Source organism: Streptosporangium longisporum, from assembly GCF_039534895.1.
Taxonomy (GTDB): Bacteria; Actinomycetota; Actinomycetes; order Streptosporangiales; family Streptosporangiaceae; genus Streptosporangium; species Streptosporangium longisporum.
Genome location: NZ_BAAAWD010000008.1, coordinates 22,732 through 42,381, shown reverse-complemented (window position 1 = coordinate 42,381; position 19,650 = coordinate 22,732). Strand labels below are relative to the sequence as shown.

At 74.2% G+C, this 19,650-nt stretch carries 19 protein-coding genes; 5 read left to right on the top strand and 14 right to left on the bottom strand.

All coding sequences use genetic code 11. The features are described 5' to 3' along the window. Positions 1-114: 114 nt before the first annotated feature. From ABD832_RS17695 to ABD832_RS17685, 3 genes are read left to right on the top strand one after another with little or no spacing between them, the layout of a single operon-like run. The gene (locus ABD832_RS17695; protein WP_344896154.1) at positions 115-705 is read left to right on the top strand and encodes a DUF5998 family protein; all 591 of its coding nucleotides are present in this window, start codon (positions 115-117) and stop codon (positions 703-705) included. Continuing rightward, entirely contained in the window at positions 702-1,817 is a 1,116-nt protein-coding gene (locus tag ABD832_RS17690; protein WP_344896151.1) for an alkaline phosphatase family protein, read from the top strand. The genes ABD832_RS17695 and ABD832_RS17690 overlap by 4 nt, the downstream gene beginning before the upstream one ends. Continuing rightward, entirely contained in the window at positions 1,814-2,650 is an 837-nt protein-coding gene (locus ABD832_RS17685) for a sulfurtransferase (RefSeq protein WP_344896148.1), read from the top strand. The genes ABD832_RS17690 and ABD832_RS17685 overlap by 4 nt, the downstream gene beginning before the upstream one ends. Here ABD832_RS17685 and ABD832_RS17680 read toward each other — a convergent pair. From ABD832_RS17680 to ABD832_RS17665, 4 genes are read right to left on the bottom strand one after another with little or no spacing between them, the layout of a single operon-like run. Beyond that, positions 2,590-5,376, bottom strand: coding sequence for a CHAT domain-containing protein (locus ABD832_RS17680; RefSeq protein ID WP_344896145.1), 2,787 nt, complete (start codon positions 5,374-5,376; stop codon positions 2,590-2,592). The two genes, ABD832_RS17685 and ABD832_RS17680, sit on opposite strands and share 61 nt — an antisense overlap. After that, positions 5,377-5,841: a hypothetical protein gene (locus ABD832_RS17675; RefSeq protein ID WP_344896142.1), complete on the bottom strand. Its 465-nt coding sequence runs from the start codon at positions 5,839-5,841 to the stop codon at positions 5,377-5,379. Beyond that, positions 5,838-6,431: an RNA polymerase sigma factor gene (locus tag ABD832_RS17670; protein WP_344896139.1), complete on the bottom strand. Its 594-nt coding sequence runs from the start codon at positions 6,429-6,431 to the stop codon at positions 5,838-5,840. Before ABD832_RS17670 ends, ABD832_RS17675 begins: the two co-directional genes overlap by 4 nt. A 34-nt stretch (positions 6,432-6,465) precedes the next feature. Then, positions 6,466-7,545, bottom strand: a complete 1,080-nt coding sequence (locus tag ABD832_RS17665; protein ID WP_344896136.1) for a S8 family peptidase — start codon at positions 7,543-7,545, stop codon at positions 6,466-6,468. Positions 7,546-7,751: 206 nt separating this feature from the next. Here ABD832_RS17665 and ABD832_RS17660 point away from each other — a divergent pair, with 206 nt between their 5' ends. Continuing rightward, positions 7,752-8,246: a DUF3145 domain-containing protein gene (locus ABD832_RS17660; protein ID WP_344896133.1), complete on the top strand. Its 495-nt coding sequence runs from the start codon at positions 7,752-7,754 to the stop codon at positions 8,244-8,246. Positions 8,247-8,432: 186 nt separating this feature from the next. Here the strand turns inward: ABD832_RS17660 and ABD832_RS17655 are convergent, their stop codons facing one another. The 10 genes from ABD832_RS17655 to ABD832_RS17610 all read right to left on the bottom strand — a co-directional run bounded on the left by ABD832_RS17655 (position 8,433) and on the right by ABD832_RS17610 (position 18,228). Then, positions 8,433-9,854 carry an acyl-CoA carboxylase subunit beta gene (locus ABD832_RS17655; protein WP_344896130.1) on the bottom strand — a complete coding sequence of 474 codons (1,422 nt, stop codon included), beginning with the start codon at positions 9,852-9,854 and terminating at the stop codon, positions 8,433-8,435. Between the two features lie 436 nt (positions 9,855-10,290). Next, positions 10,291-11,523, bottom strand: a complete 1,233-nt coding sequence (gene fabF / locus ABD832_RS17650) for a beta-ketoacyl-ACP synthase II (protein WP_344896127.1) — start codon at positions 11,521-11,523, stop codon at positions 10,291-10,293. Between the two features lie 49 nt (positions 11,524-11,572). Then, positions 11,573-11,812 carry an acyl carrier protein gene (locus tag ABD832_RS17645; RefSeq protein WP_344896124.1) on the bottom strand — a complete coding sequence of 80 codons (240 nt, stop codon included), beginning with the start codon at positions 11,810-11,812 and terminating at the stop codon, positions 11,573-11,575. A 63-nt stretch (positions 11,813-11,875) separates the two neighbouring features. Further along, entirely contained in the window at positions 11,876-12,832 is a 957-nt protein-coding gene (locus tag ABD832_RS17640; RefSeq protein ID WP_344896121.1) for a beta-ketoacyl-ACP synthase III, read from the bottom strand. 7 nt (positions 12,833-12,839) lie between these two features. Further along, entirely contained in the window at positions 12,840-13,751 is a 912-nt protein-coding gene (locus ABD832_RS17635) for an ACP S-malonyltransferase (RefSeq protein WP_344896118.1), read from the bottom strand. A gap of 117 nt (positions 13,752-13,868) precedes the next feature. Then, a complete protein-coding gene (locus tag ABD832_RS17630) occupies positions 13,869-15,086 on the bottom strand; it encodes a PucR family transcriptional regulator (protein WP_399187168.1) in 1,218 nt (405 codons plus the stop codon). 193 nt (positions 15,087-15,279) lie between these two features. Continuing rightward, positions 15,280-15,768, bottom strand: coding sequence for a DUF350 domain-containing protein (locus ABD832_RS17625; protein ID WP_344896115.1), 489 nt, complete (start codon positions 15,766-15,768; stop codon positions 15,280-15,282). A gap of 23 nt (positions 15,769-15,791) precedes the next feature. Beyond that, positions 15,792-16,952 carry a glutathionylspermidine synthase family protein gene (locus ABD832_RS17620; RefSeq protein WP_344896112.1) on the bottom strand — a complete coding sequence of 387 codons (1,161 nt, stop codon included), beginning with the start codon at positions 16,950-16,952 and terminating at the stop codon, positions 15,792-15,794. A gap of 20 nt (positions 16,953-16,972) precedes the next feature. Continuing rightward, positions 16,973-17,320 carry a hypothetical protein gene (locus tag ABD832_RS17615; RefSeq protein ID WP_344896109.1) on the bottom strand — a complete coding sequence of 116 codons (348 nt, stop codon included), beginning with the start codon at positions 17,318-17,320 and terminating at the stop codon, positions 16,973-16,975. 374 nt (positions 17,321-17,694) lie between these two features. After that, complete coding sequence (locus tag ABD832_RS17610; protein ID WP_344896106.1) at positions 17,695-18,228, bottom strand: MarR family winged helix-turn-helix transcriptional regulator; 534 nt, start codon at positions 18,226-18,228, stop codon at positions 17,695-17,697. Positions 18,229-18,310: 82 nt separating this feature from the next. Here ABD832_RS17610 and ABD832_RS17605 point away from each other — a divergent pair, with 82 nt between their 5' ends. After that, a complete protein-coding gene (locus ABD832_RS17605) occupies positions 18,311-19,585 on the top strand; it encodes an amidohydrolase family protein (protein WP_344896333.1) in 1,275 nt (424 codons plus the stop codon). Positions 19,586-19,650: the final 65 nt, after the last annotated feature.

Below are 19,650 nucleotides of genomic sequence, written 5' to 3'. Positions count from 1 at the left end.
GGGGATCTCCACGGCCCCGGGGAGGCCCGCCGGGCCGGATCACGATTTGCACCACCCGGTGAAGGTCACCCGCTCCCGGTGAAAGCGCCGCCCCGGACAGGGCAGGATGGACCCATGAGGGAAACCCGACTCCCGTCCGCCGGCCTGCGCGACGCCATCGACCGCAGTGGCTACTATCCCGACCTGGTCACCGACGCGGTCGAGTCCGCGCTCGGCAAGGAGCAGGTGGACGCCTACGTCGTGCACCACGAGGCCACCTTCGACCCGGCCATGGAGGTGCGAAGGCACGTCACCGTGCTGGTGCTCTCACCCACCCGGCTGCTCGTCTGCCACACCGACGAGCACCCGCCCGTGGAGGGGGTGTCGGCGTCCCACGCCTCCACCACCACCGAAGCGGTACGCCTCAGCCGGATCCAGTCGGTCGCGGTCACCCGGGTCGTCCCCGACCCCGCCTCCTACGTGCCGGGCGTGCCGCCCACCGAGGTCACGCTGACCATCGGCTGGGGGGCCATCTCCCACGTCGACCTGGAGCCGGCGACCTGCGGCGACGACAACTGCGAGGCCGATCACGGATACACCGGCGCCATCACGGCCGACGACCTCTCCCTGCGGGTGAGCGAGGCGGCCGACGGACCAGAGGCCGTCTCCCACGTGCTGGCGTTCGCCAAGGCACTGTCGGAGGCCACGGCCCGTACCGCCTCGTGAACCCGCTCATCCCGGCGTACGGGACGGCCTCGCTCGCGGACCTGTCCCGCTCGCTGCTCGCCGTGGTCGGGATGGACGACGACAACCCGCTGGAGCTCGCCCCGGCCGAGCGGGTCCTGCTCTTCCTGGTGGACGGCATGGGCGCCGAGCTGCTCCGCGCTCACCCGCAGGTCGCGCCTTTCCTGTCGTCGCGGGCGGGCAGGACGCTCACCGCGGGCTTTCCCGCCACGACCGTGACCAGCCTGAGCAGCCTCGGCACCGGCCTGGCGCCGGGCGAGCACGGCATGCTCGGCTGCCAGCTGGCCGTTCCCGGAACCGGTCACCTGTTCAACTGCCTGCGCTGGACCGCCCCTGGCCCTCCGATCGATCCCGGCGAGTGGCAGCCGGCCCCGACGGTCTACCAGCGCGCCGCCGCGGCGGGCGTCTCGGTCGGCTACGTCGGCCCGGCCAAGTTCGAGACCACCGGCCTGAACCGGGCGGTCTACCGAGGGGTCCGCTTCACCGGGGCCGACGAGGTCGACGAGCGGATCGCCGGGGTACGCCGCGCGCTGGCCGAGCCCCGCGCCCACGTCACGGTCTACTACGGCGACCTCGACTCCATCGGCCACCTGACCGGCTGGGGCTCCGCGGAATGGCTCGACCAGCTCGCCCTGGTGGACCGGATGGCCGAGCGGCTCGCCGAGACGCTCCCGCCCGGCTCGGCGATGTACGTCACCGCCGACCACGGCATGGTCAACATCGACGAGCGGATCGACGTCGACGCCCTGCCCGCGCTCCGCGAGGGCGTCGCCCTGCTCGGCGGTGAGGCCAGGGCCCGCCACGTCTACACCGCCCCCGGCGCGTCCCCGGCGGTCCTGGACGCCTGGCGTGAGACCCTCGCCGGGAAGGCGTGGGTGGCCTCCCGGACCGAGGCGGTCGACTCGGGCTGGTTCGGCCCGAGGATCCGCCCCGAGTGGCTGCCCAGGATCGGTGACGTGCTGGCCGTCCCGTACACGGACTGCGCCATCGTCTCCACGGCGACCGAGCCGAAGGAGGCGGCCTTCGTCGGCTGCCACGGCTCGCTGACCCCCGCCGAACAGCACGTCCCCCTCCTGGAGGTGAGCACCCGATGAGCCCGCTGATCACCGCCGCGGAGCTGGCCGGCCTGTCCGGCGCGACCGTCCTGGACGTGCGCTGGAGGCTCGGCGGCGCGCCCGGTGCCGCCGGCGTCGACGACTACCGCGCCGGGCACGTCCCCGGCGCGGTCTTCTGCGACCTGGAGACCGACCTCGCCGGTCCGCCCGTGCTGGAGACCGGGACGCCCGGGGGCCGCCACCCGCTGCCCTCGGCCGCCTCCTTCCAGCAGGCGATGCGGCGGCTCGGCGTGTCCGGCTCCCGTCCCGTCGTCGTCTACGACGAGGCCGACTCCACCGCCGCGGCCCGCGCCTGGTGGACGCTGCGCCACTTCGGCCACCCCGACGTCCGCGTCCTCGACGGCGGCCTGCGCGCCTGGGTCGCCGCGGGATCGCCGCTCTCCACCGAGGAGCCCGTCCCCGAGCCCGGCGACTTCGAGGCCCGGCCCGGCGGCATGCCGGTGCTCGACGCCGGCCAGGCCGCCCGGCTCGCCGCGGACGGGGTCCTGCTGGACGCCCGCGCCGCCGAACGGTACCGCGGCGAGGTCGAGCCGATCGACCCGGTCGCCGGGCACATCCCGGACGCGGTCAGCGCCCCCACCGCCGGGAACGTCGAGCCCTCGGGTCGTTTCCACCGGCCCGCCTTCCTGCGGGAACGGTTCAACACCCTGGGCGTCGTGCCCGGCGTGGAGGTGGGCGCCTACTGCGGCTCCGGCGTGACCGCGGCGCACCAGGTGCTGGCCCTGGAGGTGGCCGGCGTGCCGGCCGCGCTCTACGTGGGGTCGTGGTCGGACTGGGTGACCGACCCGGCGCGGCCGGTCGCCACCGGCTGATCCCCGTACCCGAAGCAGACGAAGCCCGCCACGCCCGACGTCGCGCTCGCCACGGCCAGCGCCCGCGCGGGCGGGTCACCGGCGGCCAGCGCGGTGTGGAAGGCCGTCATCAGCGTCAGCGTCTCGGTGTCGCGGACCGGCACCAGGCTGGCGACCACGCACCGCGACCCCAGCGACAGGAACGTGCCGGCCAGCCCCAGCGGCGCCCCGTCGGCCGGCGCGTGGGCCATCCCCGCGTCGCAGGCCGACAGCACCACCAGGGCGGGCGGGGTGCGCAACCGCAGCAGGTCGTACGCCATCAGCGGGCCGTCGTCGAGGTCGATGCTCGACAGCAGCGGCCCGCGGGGGGAGAACATCCCGTGCGCGGCCAGGTGCGCCACGTCCGCCCGCTCCAGCGCGGCCAGCACGTCCGCCCGGCGCGCCGCCACCCGTTCCGTCCCCGGATGGCGGTCGCCGACCATGGCGGCCTCGGCCCCGGCGCACCGCAGACCGGGACCGGCCACCGCCACGACGCGCCCGTGCCGCCCGTCTCCTCCGCCCGCCTCCCCGGGCCCGTCCCGCCCGTTCTCCGTGCCCGGCTCCCCGCATTCTTTCCGCCCTTCACCCGTGCCCCGCTCGCCGTGTTCTTTCCGCCCGTCACCCGTGCCTGACTCGCCGCGCGCGGTGAGCCAGGCGGCGGCGCTGGCCGCCACGGTCACCGGCCGGCCGGCGTTCGACGGCAGCAGCGGCCAGGGCAGGGTGTGCAGGGGCCCGGTCGGGACGACCACCAGCGGCCGGTCGCCGAGCAGGTCGCGCAGCGGCCGCAGCAGCAGGCGCTCCAGCTCGGCGGCGTCGGCCCCCTCCGTACCGGAGAGTACGGCCCGGCCGTCGCGCAGGTGCGTCCTGCGCAGCCCGTAGCGGAGGCGGACGGTGGCCTCGGCGACGGCCGCGAACGGCCCGAGGCGGCGCAGCGCCAGCCGGTCCCGGGTGACCGCGACGGCGACGAGCTCGCCCCGGTGGCGGACGAACTCCACCAGCGACGTCCGTCCCAGCCCCGCCCGCAGCGCGGCCAGGCCCGGTGCGAGCGGCCGGCCGGAGCCGCCGGTGACCGCCCGCCACCGCTCGGCCCAGGCCAGGACCGCGCGGGCGTGGCCGGTCCGCAGGGCCAGCTCAAGCCCGAACGCGGCCAGCGGCTCACCGGCCCTGACCGCGTGCGCGCGCAGCATCGGGTCCTCCAGTGCCCTGGTGTCCGCCCCCACCTCGGCCAGACCGGCCAGCACCGCGGCGAACGCCCCCCGCCGGTCACCCGCCAGGGCGTGGCGCAGCGCCGTCGCCTGGTGGGCGACCACCCCGTGGCCCGCGCGGGCCAGTGGCGCCAGCCGCTCCTCGGCGGCCGTCCGGTCGCCCAGCCGCAGCGAGACCTCCGCCGCGGTGAGCCTGAGCGCCGCCGAGGCGTCGTCGTGCCCCGCGGAGCCCAGCTCGTCCGCGCAGCGGAGCATCTCCCCGGGCAGGTCCGGCGAGGGCGGGCCCAGGGCGAGCCGGGCCCGCAGTGCGATCTCGGTGGCGAGCGGCACCAGGACCGTCCGGCCCTGCGCGGACAGCTCGCGGGCGGCGGCCCCGGCGCTCTCGGCGGCCCCGCGCGGATCGCCGGTGCGCAGCTCCACCCTGGCGAGCAGCAACCGGGCCTCCGCCAGGGCCACCCCGGCACCGGCCGCGACCAGCTCGGGGACGGCCGCCTCCAGCAGCACCCGCGCCTCGCCGGGCAGGTGGGCGGCGACCAGCGCCTCGGCCAGGTCGCAGCGGACCGTCGCGAGCCGCTCCGGGTAGCCGAGCAGCAGGGCCTCGGCGCGCCGGTAGGCGGTGAACGCGGCCGGCAGGTCGCCGCGCCGCGCGGCCAGGAACGGCAGGTTGCCCTCGGCGAGGGCGAGCAGGTGCTCCAGGCCCGCGTCCCGCGCCAGTTCCGCGCACCGGCTCAGGTCGGCCTCGGCGGCGGCGAACTCACGGAGGAACACGCGGGCGAGCCCGCGGTTGAGCATCGCGCCGGCCAGGAACCTGACGTCGTCGCCGAGGACGGCCACGGCCCGGTCGCAGTGGGCGACGGCCTCCCGGTAGCGGCCGAGCCGCGCCAGCGCCACCGCGCGGTGCACCCCGAGCTTGCCCAGCTCGGCACCGGTCAGGCCGGGCTCGGCATCGGCGGCGACGGCCAGCGCCTGCTCCGGGTGGCCCAGTTCGGTGCGGACGTGGACCAGTGAGAGCCGGGCCTGGGCCGCCCGGTGCGTCAGGCCCGCCGCCAGGGCCACCCGTACGGCCCGGCGCAGCCGTTCCTCGGCGAACGGCAGGTCACCCAGCTCGCGCGCGGCCACGGCGAGCGCCCGGTGCGCCACCGCCTCGGCCTCGCAGTGCGGGCAGCCCCCGACCCGCGTTCCGGGCCCGTCCGGATCGTCCGATCCGTCCGGCCCGGCCGGCCTGCCCGGCTCGTCCGGGCCGGCCGTTCCCGGGCGACCCGGGCAGAGGTCCGGAAGCGAGGCGAGCACGGCATGGGCGAGGGCGAGCGCGCCGGCCGGGTCGCTGCCCGAGAGGTCGACCGCGCGCTCGGCCGCGGCGAGCGCCTCACCGTCGGCCACGCGGTCGGCGGCGCGGGTCTCGTGATCGGCCCTGCGCCCCGGCGCGGGCCTGTGGTGACCGGCCATGTGCCCTGCGACGGCCGTCCGCTGATCGGCCGCGGCGGGCGTCTCGTCGGGGCCCACCTACGGGCGGATCCGGGTCCAGCTGGTGACCACCGGTGCGCGGCCGGGCAGGTGGCAGACCACGCTGAACCAGCCCGGCGGCAGGCCGGTGACCGCGAACCGGCCCGCCGGGGACGGCGTACGCGACTCGGTCAGGTGCAGTGTGCGGATCTCCACCAGAGCGCCCTGTTCGGGGCAGGGGGAGATCTGGCCCGCCAGATCGACCAGGCCGTCCAGGGAGCCGACCTCCAGCTCCACGGTGAGCCCGGCCGCGGTGAACCTCAGCAGCCGCGGACGCTCGGCGGACCGCACCCCGCGCGGCGCGGGCGTGACGGCCGGGCGGGCCGTCGCGGCGCCGGGCAGCCGCAGGCCGAAGGTCGCGCGGGCCGCGGCCGTCACCCGCTCGGGCACCGGATCGCTGCCCGAGGCCAGGCGCAGGGCGGCGATCAGGGACTCGTCGTCGATCGGCGTGGGATGCCGCGTCACGGTGTCGCCTCCCGGGCGGTGAGCATGGTGCGCAGACGGTTCAGGCAGCGGCCCCGGGTGGGGCCGTAGCTGCCGGCGGGCATGCCCAGGCGCCCGGCCAGCTGGTGGACGCCCGCGTCGGGGGCCGAGGCCATCAGCCGGAACAGCGAACGGCACGGCTCGTGCATCTCGTCGACGGCCTGCCACAGGCGGCGGCCCTCGTCGGCGGTGAGCACGGCCAGCGCCGGGTCGGCGTGGGCGGTGCCGTCCGGCGCGGTGAGCGGGAGCCCGTCGTCCGGATGCTCGGCCACCGGCCGTTCGGCCCGGTGCCTGCGGCTCAGCAGGGACGCCTCGCGCTTGGCCGTGGTCAGCAGCCAGTACCCGAGGCGGTCCGGGTCACGGATGGTGTGCAGGCTCTCCAGCAACCTCAGCCAGGTGCCCTGGACCGCGTCGGCGGCGTCGGCCGGGCCCAGGTCGTAGGCGCGCACGGCCGACCAGAGGGGACCGCTGAACCGGGTGACCAGGGCGTCCCAGGCCTCCTGGCCGCCCGCCAGGACGTCGTCGGTCGCGTGCTGGTCCCTCACCGGCGTCTCCAGGGTCACGTAGAACACGCATAGTGTTCGAGTGATGACTTCGGGTGAGACTTTAGCCGGGCATGGGCACGACCACACCGGAATCCGGAATCCGCCGGCACGCCGTGCCCTCCAGCAGGTGCTCGGCGGCCTGCCGGGGGGAGCGTTCCACGGCCGCCGCGGCGATCGCCCCGCTCACCAGGGCGGTGGCGAAGGAGGTCCCGCTCCAGCGGGCGTAGCCGTCGAAGGGCGGGTGGTCCAGGAAGGCGCTCGACAGCCACTCTCCCGGAGTACAGGCGTCCACCCAGGGGCCGTGGCCGGAGAACGGCGCCCTGGCCTGCCCGGTCGCGTCCAGCGCCGCGACGGCGATCACCCCGGGTGAGGCGGCCGGCCAGAAGGGGCGGTCGGAGGCGGTGTTGCCCGCGCACGCCACCGTGACCGTGCCGGCCGGGCTGCCGGCCAGGTCCTCCAGTGCGGCCTCCACCAGCGGGGAGGGGCCGTCGTCGAAGGTGTGCGTACCGAAGGAGAGGTTGAGCACGCCGGGCGGGTCGGCCCTGAGCCGGCCCAGGACGTGCAGCAGCCCGGCCTCGTCGCCGATGCCGTGGCCGTCCAGCATCCGGATCGGCCGCAGGCGCGCCCCCGGGGCCGACCGCAGGATCAGCCCGGCGATGAACGTGCCGTGCCCGGCCTGCGGGTCCGGCAGGCCGTCGCCGTCACCGTCGGTCACCTCGTCGGTCTCCCGCCCGCGTCCCAGGAACCACGGGCTCCGTTCCCACCAGGGGTGCTCGGTCAGGCCGGTGTCGGGCAGGGCCACGGTCACGGAGCCCGTCCCCGGCCCGTCCGGGGCGGGTCCGGGCGCCGGGAGGGCGGCGCGGGGAAAGGGGCGTGAGGCCGGTCCGCCGAAGTAGAGGGGCTGGCCCGTCACGATGTGGTTGGGGGAGGCCCGCACACCTCGCGCCCGTACCGACGCCACCAGGTCGCAGACGTCCACGCCCCGGGAGAGCCGCACCCGGTAGACCCCGCCGGTCTCGGTGACGGCCTCGGCCCAGCGGGCGGTGGCCTCCAGGCCCGAGGCGTCGGTCAGCAGCTGGCCCTTCCTGATCAGAGCGGGCGAACCGGGGATGGGTTCGACCCGTTCGATGCCGGTATCCATCTGGTCCTCCGGAAACGATCGCCGAGTGGCGGGGTTCTCTTCATTCCCGGGAAAGTCACGGTCAAGTGCCCACGCCGCAACATCTCGGTATGACCCCCCTCTGGTGCGAGGTCGCGACCGACGGTAGTCTCTCCTTCAGTCACTTGTGATCATCCTGGAACGAGGCCGTTGGGGAAGGCGCACCTCGTACCGAAACGGGAGGTCCGGTGTCTGCTCGTGGCGTGCTGTACGTCCACTCGACTCAGCCTGCGCTGTGCCCGCATATCGAATGGGCGGTCGCAGGCGTTCTTGGCGTACCCGTAGACCTGACCTGGACTCCACAGCCCGCCGCGCCCGGTCACGTGCGCGCGCAGGCCGAGTGGGAGGCCCGTGTGGGGACCGCGGCGGCCATCACCTCGTCGCTGATGGGCTGGCAGCGCATACGTTTCGAGGTCACCGAGGACGCCTCACCGGGTGCCGACGGGTCCCGGCACGCCTACACCCCCTCGCTGGGAGCCTTCACGGCGGTGATCGGCGCCTCCGGGGACATCCTGATCCCCGAGGACCGGCTGCGCTCGGCCATGTTGATGGCCCGCCAGGGCCGGGTGGTGCTGGAGGAGGAGCTGGACCGCATGCTGGGCAAGCAGTGGGACGCCGAGCTGGAGTCCTTCCGGTACGCCGGGGAGGGCGCCCCGGTGCGCTGGCTGCACGCCGCCGTCTGACCGTCCCCTGTCGCTCCCATCGCGCCTGGCGGAAGGGCGTTCGCCGACAGGCCGCCTCCCCGGCTCCGGGCGGACCGTCCTGTGGCTTCGGTGCGAAACGGGCGAGCCCCCGCCGGTCAGGCCGGCGAGGGCTCGTCGAGCATGTGAATCGTCCCGGTCGATCCGGGTCCTTCTGGTCCGGGCGGCTCAGAGGGGGATGTTGCCGTGGGCGCCCCGCGCGGGGGTCGCCTGGGCCAGCACCCTGGCGATGGCGCCGCGGGTCCGGTCGGGGGTGATGACCTCGTCGATCACCCCGAGCTCCAGCGCCCGCTTCAGGCCCCCGGCCTGGATCTCGTGCTCCTCGGCGAGCCTGGTCTCCAGGTCGGCGCGCTCGTGTTCGGGGGCGGCGGCCAGCTCGCGGCGCTTGAGGACGCGCACGGCGGCGACCGCGCCCATCACCGCGATCTGGGTCGTCGGCCAGCCGAACACCCTGGTCGCGCCCAGCGACCGGGAGTTCATCGCGATGTAGGCGCCGCCGTAGGCCTTCCGGGTCACCAGCGTGATCCTGGGCACCGACGCCTCGGCGAAGGCGTGCAGCAGCTTGGCGCCGCGCCGCACCACGCCGTCGTGCTCCTGCCCGACTCCCGGCAGGTAGCCGGGCACGTCCACCAGGACGACCAGCGGCACCCCGAAGGCATCGCACATCCGGACGAACCGTGCGGCCTTCTCCGCCGAGGTGGAGTCGAGGCAGCCGCCCAGCCGCAGCGGGTTGTTGGCCACCACGCCCACCGTCCGGCCTCCCAGCCGGCCCAGCGTGGTGACGACGTTGGGCGCCCAACGGGCGTGCAGTTCCACACCCGGCTCGTCGAGCAGGCCCGTCACCAGCGGCTTCACGTCGTAGGCGCGGCGCACGTTCTCCGGCAGCAGCCCCGAGAAGTCGACCTCCTCGACCTCGTCCCGTACCCGGCCCTGGTGGCCCAGCAGCACGGCCAGGCGCCGGGCCTGCAGGTAGGCGTCGGCCTCGGTCTTGGTGACGACGTGCACGACGCCGCTGCGCCTGCCGTGCGGCTCGGGCCCGCCCAGGGCGGCCATGTCGATCTGCTCGCCGGTGACGCTGCGGACCACGTCGGGGCCGGTGACGAAGATGCGGCCCTCGTCGGCCAGGATCACGATGTCGGTCAGCGCGGGCCCGTACGCGGCGCCACCGGCGGCCGGGCCGACGACCACCGACAGCTGCGGGACCACCCCGGAGGCGCGGGTCATCGCGGCGAAGACGCGGCCGACCGCGTGCAGCGACTCGACGCCCTCGGCCAGGCGGGCGCCACCGGAGTGCCACACGCCGATGATCGGGACCCGCTCGCGGACCGCGACGTCGTAGGCGTGCTCGATGTGCTCACACCCCTCGCTGCCCATCGCGCCGCCCTGGACGCGGGGGTCGCTGACGAACGCGACGACCGGCACCCCCTCCACCCGGCCCGTCGCGGCCAGGATGCCGCTCCGGTCGACCGGTGAGATCAGCCGCACCGACCCCTCGTCGAGCAGGGCCGACAGGCGCACCTGGGGATCGCGGGGATCGGCGGGCCGCCGCTCGGCGTCCTCGCTCACCACCCCGTCGTCGAGCACGGTCATCACTTACCTCCAGCATGGAGATCCCGGACGTCGGTCCTGGGCGGGAAGCGCGGCGCGCCGCCGCACGATGGTGGTGGGGTTCCGGCCGGCCGCAGCCGGGCCGCAGGGCCCCGCGCCGGGCCGGTGGCACGCGAGGCCCGTGCAGGCCGTGCGGCCCGTACGAGCCGCGGGACCCGTGCAGACGGTGAGGCCCGTGCAGACCGCGGGACCCGTGCAGGCCGTGAAGCCCGTACGAGCCCTGGGGCCCGCGCAGACCGCGGGACCTGTGCAGACCGTGAGGCCCGTGCAGGCCGTATAGGCCGTTGCCGGGGCCGCCTTCCCGCCCCCGCCGTCGTGACCGCGGCGAGGGTCCCGGGCGACGGGAGCCGGGCGACGGCCCGCAAGGGCCGGGACCGCCCGGCTCGCGCCGCGGAGGAGGAGAGGTCGGAGCTCCCCGTCAGACGCTGGTGAAGGCCACGGCGACGTCGTGCCCGCCGAACCCGAAGGAGTTGTTGATCGCGGCGATCTGGCCGCCGGGCAGAGCGCGCGGCTCGCCGCGCACGATGTCGACCTCGACGCCGTCGTCCAGGTCGTCCAGGTTGATCGTTCCAGGCGCGCGCCGCTCGTGCAGCGCCAGGACGGTGAAGACGGACTCGATGCCGCCGGCGCCGCCGAGCAGGTGCCCGGTCATCGACTTGGTGCCACTGACCAGGGGGTGGTCCCCGATGACCTCCTTGATCGCGATCGTCTCCACCACGTCGCCCGCGGGGGTGGAGGTGGCGTGCGCGTTCACGTGCTTGATGTCGGCCCCGGTGAGACCGGAGTTCTCCAGGGCACGGCGCATGGCCAGCATGACCCCGGCGCCGCTCGGCTCGGGCTGCGCGATGTGGTGGGCGTCGGCCGAGTACCCGACCCCGGCGGCGACCCCGTAGATCGTGGCGCCGCGGGCGCGGGCGTGCTCCTCGGACTCCAGCACGACGATGCCCGCCCCCTCGCCCAGGACGAAGCCGTCACGGCCCTTGTCCCACGGCCGGGAGGCGCGCTCGGGCTCGTCGTTGCGGGTGGACATGGCGCGCATGGCCGCGAAGGAGCCGATGTTCAGCGGGTGGATGGCCGCCTCGGTGCCGCCCGCCACGACCACGTCGGCCCGGCCCGAGCGGATCATCTCGATGGCGTACCCGATCGACTCGGCGCCGGTGGCGCAGGCGCTGACGGTGGCGTGGACGCCGGCGCGGGCGCCGACCTCGATGCCGATCCAGCCCGCCGCGCCGTTCGGCATCAGCATGGGCACGGTGTACGGCGAGAGCCGCTGCCAGCCCTTCTCCTTGAAGACGTCGTAGGCGGCGAGGATCGTGGTGATGCCCCCGATGCCGCTGCCCACGACGACGCCGAGCCGCTCGGGGTCGACCTTCTCGATCGCGGCGTGTGCCCAGGCCTCGCGGGCCGCGACCAGCGCGAACTGCTCGGCCCGGTCCAGCCGCCGCGACTCGGGCCGGGGCAGCACCTCGGTCGGGTCGACGGCCGCGAAGGCGGCGAACTTCACCGGGACGGAGTCGACCCAGTCCTCGGTGATGGTGCGAACCCCGGACCGACCGGCGAGGAGCGCCGACCAGGTCGAGGCGACGTCTCCACCGAGGGGCGTGGTCGCGCCGAGCCCGGTGACGACGACACGTACCTGGTCTGTACTCACGGTCTGCGCTCCTTGTGTATCGCTGGTCTGAGAGGAATGCCGGGACGTCTCAGTTCTGGATGAAGTTGATGACGTCCTTGACGGTCTTGAGGTGCTTGAGCTGGTCGTCGGGGATCTCGACGCCGAACTCGTCCTGGGCGGCGACGGCGATCTCCACCATGGAGAGCGAGTCGATGTCGAGGTCGTCGACGAAGCTCTTCTCCGGGGTGACCTCGGTGGCCGGGATCCCGGTGATCTCGTTGACGATCTTGCCGATGCCGGCGAGGATCTCCTGCTCGGTCAGAGCCATGTCTGGTGTTCTCCTTGATTCGTCGTCTTCTGGTTTCCCGTACGGCGGAGCCGTGCGGAAGCTCTAGGGGATCTCGATGATCTGGCCCGCGTAGGTCAGGCCCGCGCCGAAGCCCAGCAGCAGGGCGAGGCCGCCCGAGGGGACCTCGCCGCGCTCGATCATCCTGGACAGGGCCAGCGGGATCGAGGCGGCCGAGGTGTTCCCGGCCAGCACGATGTCCTTGGCGATGACGGCGTTGTCGGCGCCGAGCTTGCGGGCGATGGTCTCGATGATGCGCAGGTTGGCCTGGTGCGGCACGAACGCGGCCAGGTCGGCCGGGTCGACCCCGGCGCGGTCGCAGATCTCCCTGGCCACCGGGTGCAGCGCGGTGGTCGCCCAGCGGAACACGGTCTGGCCCTCCTGGTGCAGGAAGGAGTCCCGGTCCTTGATGATGATCGCGTCGTACTTGTCGCCGGCGCTGCCCCAGACCACCGGGCCGATCCCCGGGGTGTCGGAGGGGCCGACGACCGCCGCGCCCGCGCCGTCGGCGAAGATCACCGCGGTGGCCCGGTCGGTCCAGTCGATCCACTGCGAGAGCTTCTCGGTGCCGACCACGAGCACGTGGGTGGCCGAGCCCGCGCGGATCGCGTCGTTGGCGACCGCGAGGGCGTAGCAGAAGCCCGAGCAGGCGGTGTTGACGTCGAACGCGCCGGGGGAGTCGATGCCCAGCCGGGTGGCGACCCGGCCGGCGGCGTTGGGGATCTGCGTCTCCAGGGTGCAGGTGGCGACGATCACCAGGTCGATGTCGTCCGCCGACAGGCCGCTGTTGGCCAGGGCCTTGCCTCCGGCCTGCACGGCCAGGTCGATCTCGGACTCCCCGTCCGGGGCGATCCGGCGCTCCTTGATGCCGACCCGGCTCTGGATCCAGGCGTCGTCGGTCGCCATGGTGGCCGACAGGTCGTCGTTGGTGACCACCTGGGAGGGCTGGTAGTGACCGAACGCCAGGATCCTCGCGCCCGGCACGCTCTGGGAGATCTTCATGCGTCGATCACCGCTCCTCATTCGATCCCAGGGCGGCTCGCGCGGCCTCCAGATCGTCGGGGGTCTTCAGGGCGACGGCCGTCACCCCGCGCAGAGCACGCTTGGCCAGTCCGGTCAGCGTGCCGCCGGGGACGAGTTCGATCATGGTGGTGACGCCGCGGTTCGCCATGCCGGCCATGCAGGCGTCCCAGCGCACCGGGCTGGCGACCTGGGCGACCAGGCGCGCCAGGAACTCCGCGCCGCTGGGGACCGCCTCGCCGTCGCGGTTGGACAGCAGCGTCACGACCGGGTCGGCGGGGTCCAGGTCGGCGGCGGCCTCGCGCAGCCGGTCGACCGCGGAGGCCATGTGCTCGGTGTGGAAGGCCCCGGCGACCGCGAGCGGGATGACCCGGGCCCGGGCGGGCGGCCCGGCCTTGAACGCGGCCAGCTGCTCCAGCGTGCCTCCGGCCACGATCTGCCCGGCGCCGTTGACGTTGGCGGCGGTGAGGCCTGCCGCGGCGATGGCCGCGAGCACCTCCTCCTCGACCCCGCCCAGCACGGCGGACATGCCGGTCTCGGTGACGGACGCGGCCTTGGCCATGGCCCGGCCGCGTTCGCGGACCAGGACGAGGGCCTGCTCGGGGGTGAGCACCCCGGCCAGCGCGGCGGCGGTGAACTCGCCCACGCTGTGCCCGGCGACGATGTCGGGCGAGGCGCCGAGGACCTCGGCGACGGCTAGCCCGGCGGCCACGAGGAGTGGCTGGGCGACGGCGGTGTCACGGATCTCGTCCGCGTCCGCGGTGGTCCCGTAGGCGACGAGGTCAAGGCCGATCAGATCGGACCAGGCGGTCAGCCGGTCGGCCAGCCCCGGGAGTTCGAGCCATGGACCGAGGAATCCTGGGGTCTGGGCGCCTTGGCCCGGAGCGACGATGACGAGCACGAAATCCAGCCTGCCCTGTAGGAGTCCACTACCCGGATGGGGATCCGGACGAAGTTTGTCCCCACTTTCTTGTAGGGGATCTACAACGGGACTTTCTCGGAGATTAACTAAACACCACTAGATCACGGTCGTTTCGGACAGCCGTCCCAGGATGAGCCCGACCTGGAGGGTGAAGGCGGAGCGTCCCTCGGTCGGCTGGTACCCGGTCAATTCAGTGATCTTACGCAGACGGTAGCGCACCGTGTTCGGATGGACGAACAGCAGCCGGGCCGTCGCCTCCAGGGACGTGCCCTGCTCCAGGTAGGTGGCCAGGGTGTCCAGCAGCGGCGTGCCGATCAGCGGCAGGTAGACGTTCTCGATCAGCTGTGCCCTGGCGTCGCCGTCGCCGTCGATGGCCCGCTCGGCCAGCAGGTCCTCGGCGTGCACCGGCCGGGGCGCGTCCGGCCACCCGGCCGCGGCCCGCAGCCCGGCCATCGCGGCCCGCGCCGACCTGGCGGCCGAGTGCAGGTCGGCCACCTCGGGACCGATCACGATCGGGCCGGGGCCGAAGCGCGGCACCACGTGCCTGGCCGCCGCGGCGACGCTGTCCGCCCCGCCGACGATCACGATCAGCCGGTCGCCCTGCACGCCGGCCAGCATGTCCAGCCCCGACCTGCGGCCCCGCTCGCGCAGCGCGTCGATCACCGCCTGCGGGTCGTCGCCGGGGGTCTGGCCGGCCAGCACCACGACGGGCGCGGAGGTCCAGCCGAGCGCCGCGGCCCAGGAGTGCAGGCCGTCGTCGACCTCCCCCCTGACCAGGGCGTCCACGATCAGGGCCTCCAGCCGGGCGTCCCAGGCCCCCCGCGCCTCGGCCTCCCTGGCGTACACCTGCGCGGCGGCGAACGCGACGTCGCGGGTGTAGCGGAGCATCGCCTGCTGGAGCTGGTCCTCCCCGCCGGGCGCGGCCAGCTCCCCGGACTGCGCCTCGACCACCTCGACCACGATCCGCACGATGTCGACGGTCTGCTGCAGCGAGATGGACCGCTTCAGCTCCCGGGGCGCGGTGCCGAAGAACTCGATGCTGGGGGTGGGGCGGCCCTCGCCGGCGTGCTGGAACCACTCCACGAACGCGGCGATCCCGGCCTGGGCGACGAGCCCGACCCAGGAGCGGTCCTCGGCCGACAGGGCGCGGAACCACATCAGCCGGTCGTCCATCCGGGACATGGCGGCCGTGCCGAGCGTGCCCATGGCCCGCTCCAGCCGCCGCGTGGTGTCCTGCCGGACCCGGTCGGACTCGGGATCCCTGCCGCTCTCCGCGGCCGCGGCGTCACCGTGTCCCGCCGCCCGCCGTGCCATCCGCTCCGCCGCCTGCCTGCTCCGCTCCCTCACGTCACCAAGGGTGCCAGGTCGAGCGGGATGCGTCGGCCGTGGTTCCGGACAACGCGCGGCCCTCCCCGTTGTAGGCCGCTGCGCCGTCGCGGTCCCCGCAGGCCGGCCGCCGTCCCCGCGTGCGGCGGGAACGGCACGGGCCGGGCTCGCGGTGCCGGGCTCAGACGACCGCGACGGCGGTGATCAGCCCGATGGCCAGGTGGGTGACCGCCAGCAGGCGGGCGCCGGGCTGCAGTTCCGGCTCGGAGACCAGCTGCCGTACGGAGATGCCCGCGACCTTGTCGAAGACGATCATCCCGATCGTCTGCATGGCGATGCCGAGCAGGCCGAAGACCGCGGTGGCGAGCAGGCCCTCGTGCAGGGCCCCGCCGGAGGACCAGATGGAGGCCGCGACGATCAGGCCGACCGCGGCCAGTCCCGAGCTGGTGAGCAGGGTGGCGTTGGGGTTGCGGGCATCCTTGATCAGGTGGCTGAGCTTGCCCGGGATGGCCAGGTCGATCACGTAGAAGCCGATGACCAGCAGGATCACCCCCAGGACGGCGTAGGCGGCGATCGCGAGCGCGCCGCGCCCGAGGTTCTCGGCGAGCGAGAGCGTCTCGGCGCCGGCGGGGGACGGAGACGTCAGGATCAGCGCGACAGTGGGACTCATGTGTCGTTATCTCTTTTCGGAACTCAGAGCTCGATGCGGTGCGGGACGAATGACGACGTGTCGTCGGTGATGAACCCCGAGGTCTCGCGGATGCCGAGACCCGCGGCCTCGTCATGGACGACCCAGGCGCCGAGTACCGGGCGCCACCCGTCGAAGACGGGAAGTGCCTGGAACTCCTGGTGGACGTGACCCTCGGCGCCGTAGCCGCCCCGGGTCTCCAGGTGCTCGGCGGGGGTGACGATCCGCATGTTCGCGCCCTCCCGGCCCAGCAACGGCTTGGAGATGTACGAGGACATGCCGCGGGGACCGTCGAGGTAGGCGGGCAGCAGGTTCGGGTGCCCCGGGTACAGCTCCCAGAGCACCGCGAGCAGCGCCTTGTTCGACAGCAGCATCTTCCACAGCGGCTCGATCCAGGTCATCGAGACCTGCTGGCGCACCGCCTGCATGCCGAACGGGTCAGCGATCGCCCACTCCCACGGGTACAGCTTGCACAGGGTGCGGATCACCCTGCGCTCCATGTCGACGAAGCGCAGGTTGAGACCGTCCCAGCCGATGTCCTCCATGGCGACCGCGACGGTGGCCAGCCCGGCCTGGTCGGCGGTCTCCTGAAGGTAGGCCAGCGTCATCGCCTCCTCGCCGGAGGTGTCCATGTTGGTCCAGGCGAAGTGCGCCGGCCCGGTGGGCAGGCCGGCCGCGATCTGCTGCCACCGGGCGATGAGACGCTCGTGGACGGAGTTCCACTGGTCGTCGTCGGGGTAGCGGTCGCGCAGCCAGAACCACTGCACGACCGAGCTCTCCAGCAGGCTGGTGGGGGTGTCGGCGTTGTACTCCAGCAGCTTGGCCGGACCGGTCCCGTCGTAGCGCAGGTCGAACCGGCCGAACAGGTGCGGGTCGTTGCGCTCCCAGGAGGCCGCGATCTCCGGCCCCACCCACTCCGGGAGCGCGAAGTCGGCGTAACGGCCCTTGGCGACGACGTGCTCCACGGCGTGCAGGCACATCCGGTGCAGTTCCTCGACCTGGTTCTCCAGGTCCAGGACCTCGTCCATGGAGAAGACGTACTGGACGGACTCGTCCCAGTAGGGACGGTCCAGGCCCTCGGGGTGGGCCGAGCGATGGTAGGCCAGGCCCTGGCTCTCGATGATGCTCTCCCAGCCGTCGCGGGGGAGCGAGGTCTCGCGTCTCATCTGCCGCTCACCGCGCGGACTCAGCTCCCGCCCGAGCTACGGCCGCCGAAGCCGCCGCGCTGGATGACGGTGCCCTTGGGGGAGGTGATCCTGACGTCCGACGGGCGGACGGTGGTGCCCTGCCGGATGCGCACGCCGCTCCTGATGCCGCCGTAGTACCAGCCGTAGGCGCCCCGCGACCCGTAGTAGGTGCGATTGTCGTCGCAGTAGTCCTCGTCCACGACCGCGTACGTGCCGTCGGGCAGGCGGCTGTTCATGTCGACGCACTCGGCGCCGACCTCCTCGTAGTCGTCCTGCGCCGAGCAGTAGCCGATCAGCAGCAGCGAGACGACGCCGATCCCGGTCAGGGTGATCACCTTGGAGGCCATGCCCTTGGAGGACTTGGCGGGTGGTCTGGGCGGAGGATTGCCTCCTGCCGCCAAGGGGTGTTTCGGTGGTCCGGACATCGAGCTCCAATGAGATGTGTCGCCATAGGCTACCGATGGGGTTTTGTCTGTTCAACAGCGCTATCCATCTTTGATGGTACGTATCCCCCGTGACGGCGCGCGGCACGGCGGTCGCGCATCGTGCGGGACCTTCTCCGTGACGGCGTGGCGCAGCCCTCGCGCATCGTGCGGGACCTCTTCCGGACGGTGTGGCGCGGCCGGTCGCGCATCGTGCGGACGCTCCCCGTGACGGCGCGGGACACGGGCGGTCGCGCGTCGTGCGGTCCCGGCCGCGTGCCGCGTGACGGGCGGCCGGATCAGGCGCGGCGGGCGGGGCCGGGCCGGTCCCCCAGGGCGAGGAGCACCTCGCGCAGCAGGTCGGCCAGGGCCCGCGCGGTCTCGTCCGGGACCCCGGCCAGCAGGTCGGCGTGCGCCTCGCCGGTGGCCAGGGCCAGCTCCTCGGCCCGCCGCACGCCCTGGGGCGTCAGCCGCACCCACGAGCTCCGGCCGTCGTCGGGGTCGGGCTCGCGCTCGACCAGCCCGGCCGCGGTGAGCCGCTGCAGGATGTTGCTCGTCCCCCCGGTGGTGAGGGAGGAGCGCGAGGCGAGCCTGCTGGGCTTCAGCCGGTAGGGGGCCCCGGCCCGGCGCAGCGTGGCCAGCACGTCGAACTCGGCGTACGTCAGGCCGTACCCGCCGAGCACGGCCTGGGTGACCTCCTCGACCAGGGACTTCAGCCGGCCGGCGCGCTTGACGATCTCCAGCTGCACGGTGGCGGCCTCGGGCAGCTCCGCCCGCCAGCCGTCCATCATCTCGTCGACGCGGTCACGCCGCGCCGCCTCCCGTGTGCCCATGGGGTTGAGGGTACCTCCTCGTGCTGATAGCTTTCCTAAAAGCTTTTCTAGTTGCTTTCTGAACGGAGAGATTGTCGTGCGAATGATCGTCACCGGCGCGACCGTGATCGACACCGAACCGCGGCCGCGCGTCCTGGAGGGGGCCGACGTACTGGTGGAGGAGGGGGTGATCGCCGCGGTCGGGCGCGACCTCGCCGCGAAGGTCACCGGGGGCGCCGAGGTCGTCGACGCGGCCGGCGGGATCCTGCTGCCCGGTTTCGTCGACACCCACCGGCACGTGTGGCAGAGCGCGCTGCGCTCGGTCGCGGCCGACGTCACGCTCGGCGGCTATCTCGACCTCGTGCTGGGCAGGCTCGCCCCCGCGTTCCGCCCCGAGGACGTCCACGCGGCGAACCTGTGGGGCGCCCTGGAGGCGCTCGACGCGGGCGTCACCACGCTGTACGACTGGTCGCACGTCCAGCTCACCCCGGCCCACACCGACGCCGCCCTCGACGCCCTGCGCGAGGCCGGGATCCGCGCCGTGTTCGGCTACGCGCACCCCGCGCCCGCCGACGGCGCGCGCCGCGAGGACGAGGTACGCCGGGTCGCCGCGCTCACCGCCGGCACGGACCTGATCACCCCCGCCCTGGCCGCGTGGGGACCCGTCTACGGCTCCGTCGGCGCCGCGCGGGCCGACTGGGAACTGGCCCGCGAGCTGGGCCTGCCGATCAGCCTGCACGCGACCGGGACCGGCGCGGTCGAGCGGCTGCACGCCGAGGCCCTGCTCGGGCCCGACGTCATGGTCGTGCACGGCAACGGTTTCTCCGACGAGGCGATGGGACTCCTGGCCGGCAGCGGCGCCACCGCCTCGGTCACCCCGGTCGTGGAGGCGCAGATGGGACACGGATACCCGGAGTCCGGCAGGTTCCGCGACGCCGGTGTCCCGGTCGGGCTGGGCGTCGACACGGTGACCGACGCGCCGGGCGACATGTTCACCGTGATGCGGGCCGCGTTCGCCGCCGAGCGCCTGCGCGGCGGCTCGCCGTCGGCCGCCGACATGCTGAGGATGGCCACGCTCGGCGGCGCCGAGGCCCTCGGCATGGCGGACCGGATCGGATCGCTGCGGCCGGGCTCGCAGGCCGACCTGGTGATCCTGCGGACCGGCTCCCTGAGCCTCGCGCCGGTCCACGACCCGATCGGCGCGGTGGTGACCGCAGCGGGCCCCGGCGACGTGGACACCGTGATCGTCGCGGGCCGCGTCGTGAAGCGCGCCGGCCGCCTGCTGTACGCCGGCCTGCCCGGGGCCCTCGACCTCGTCTCCCGCTCCGCCGCCCACCTCGCCCGCACCGCCGGGCTCGCGACGGCGGCCGTGCGCTGATCCCCCGCTTCCCCCGGGCCCCGGCGCCCGCCCCCGCACGCCGACGCCGCTCCTGGACGATCGGC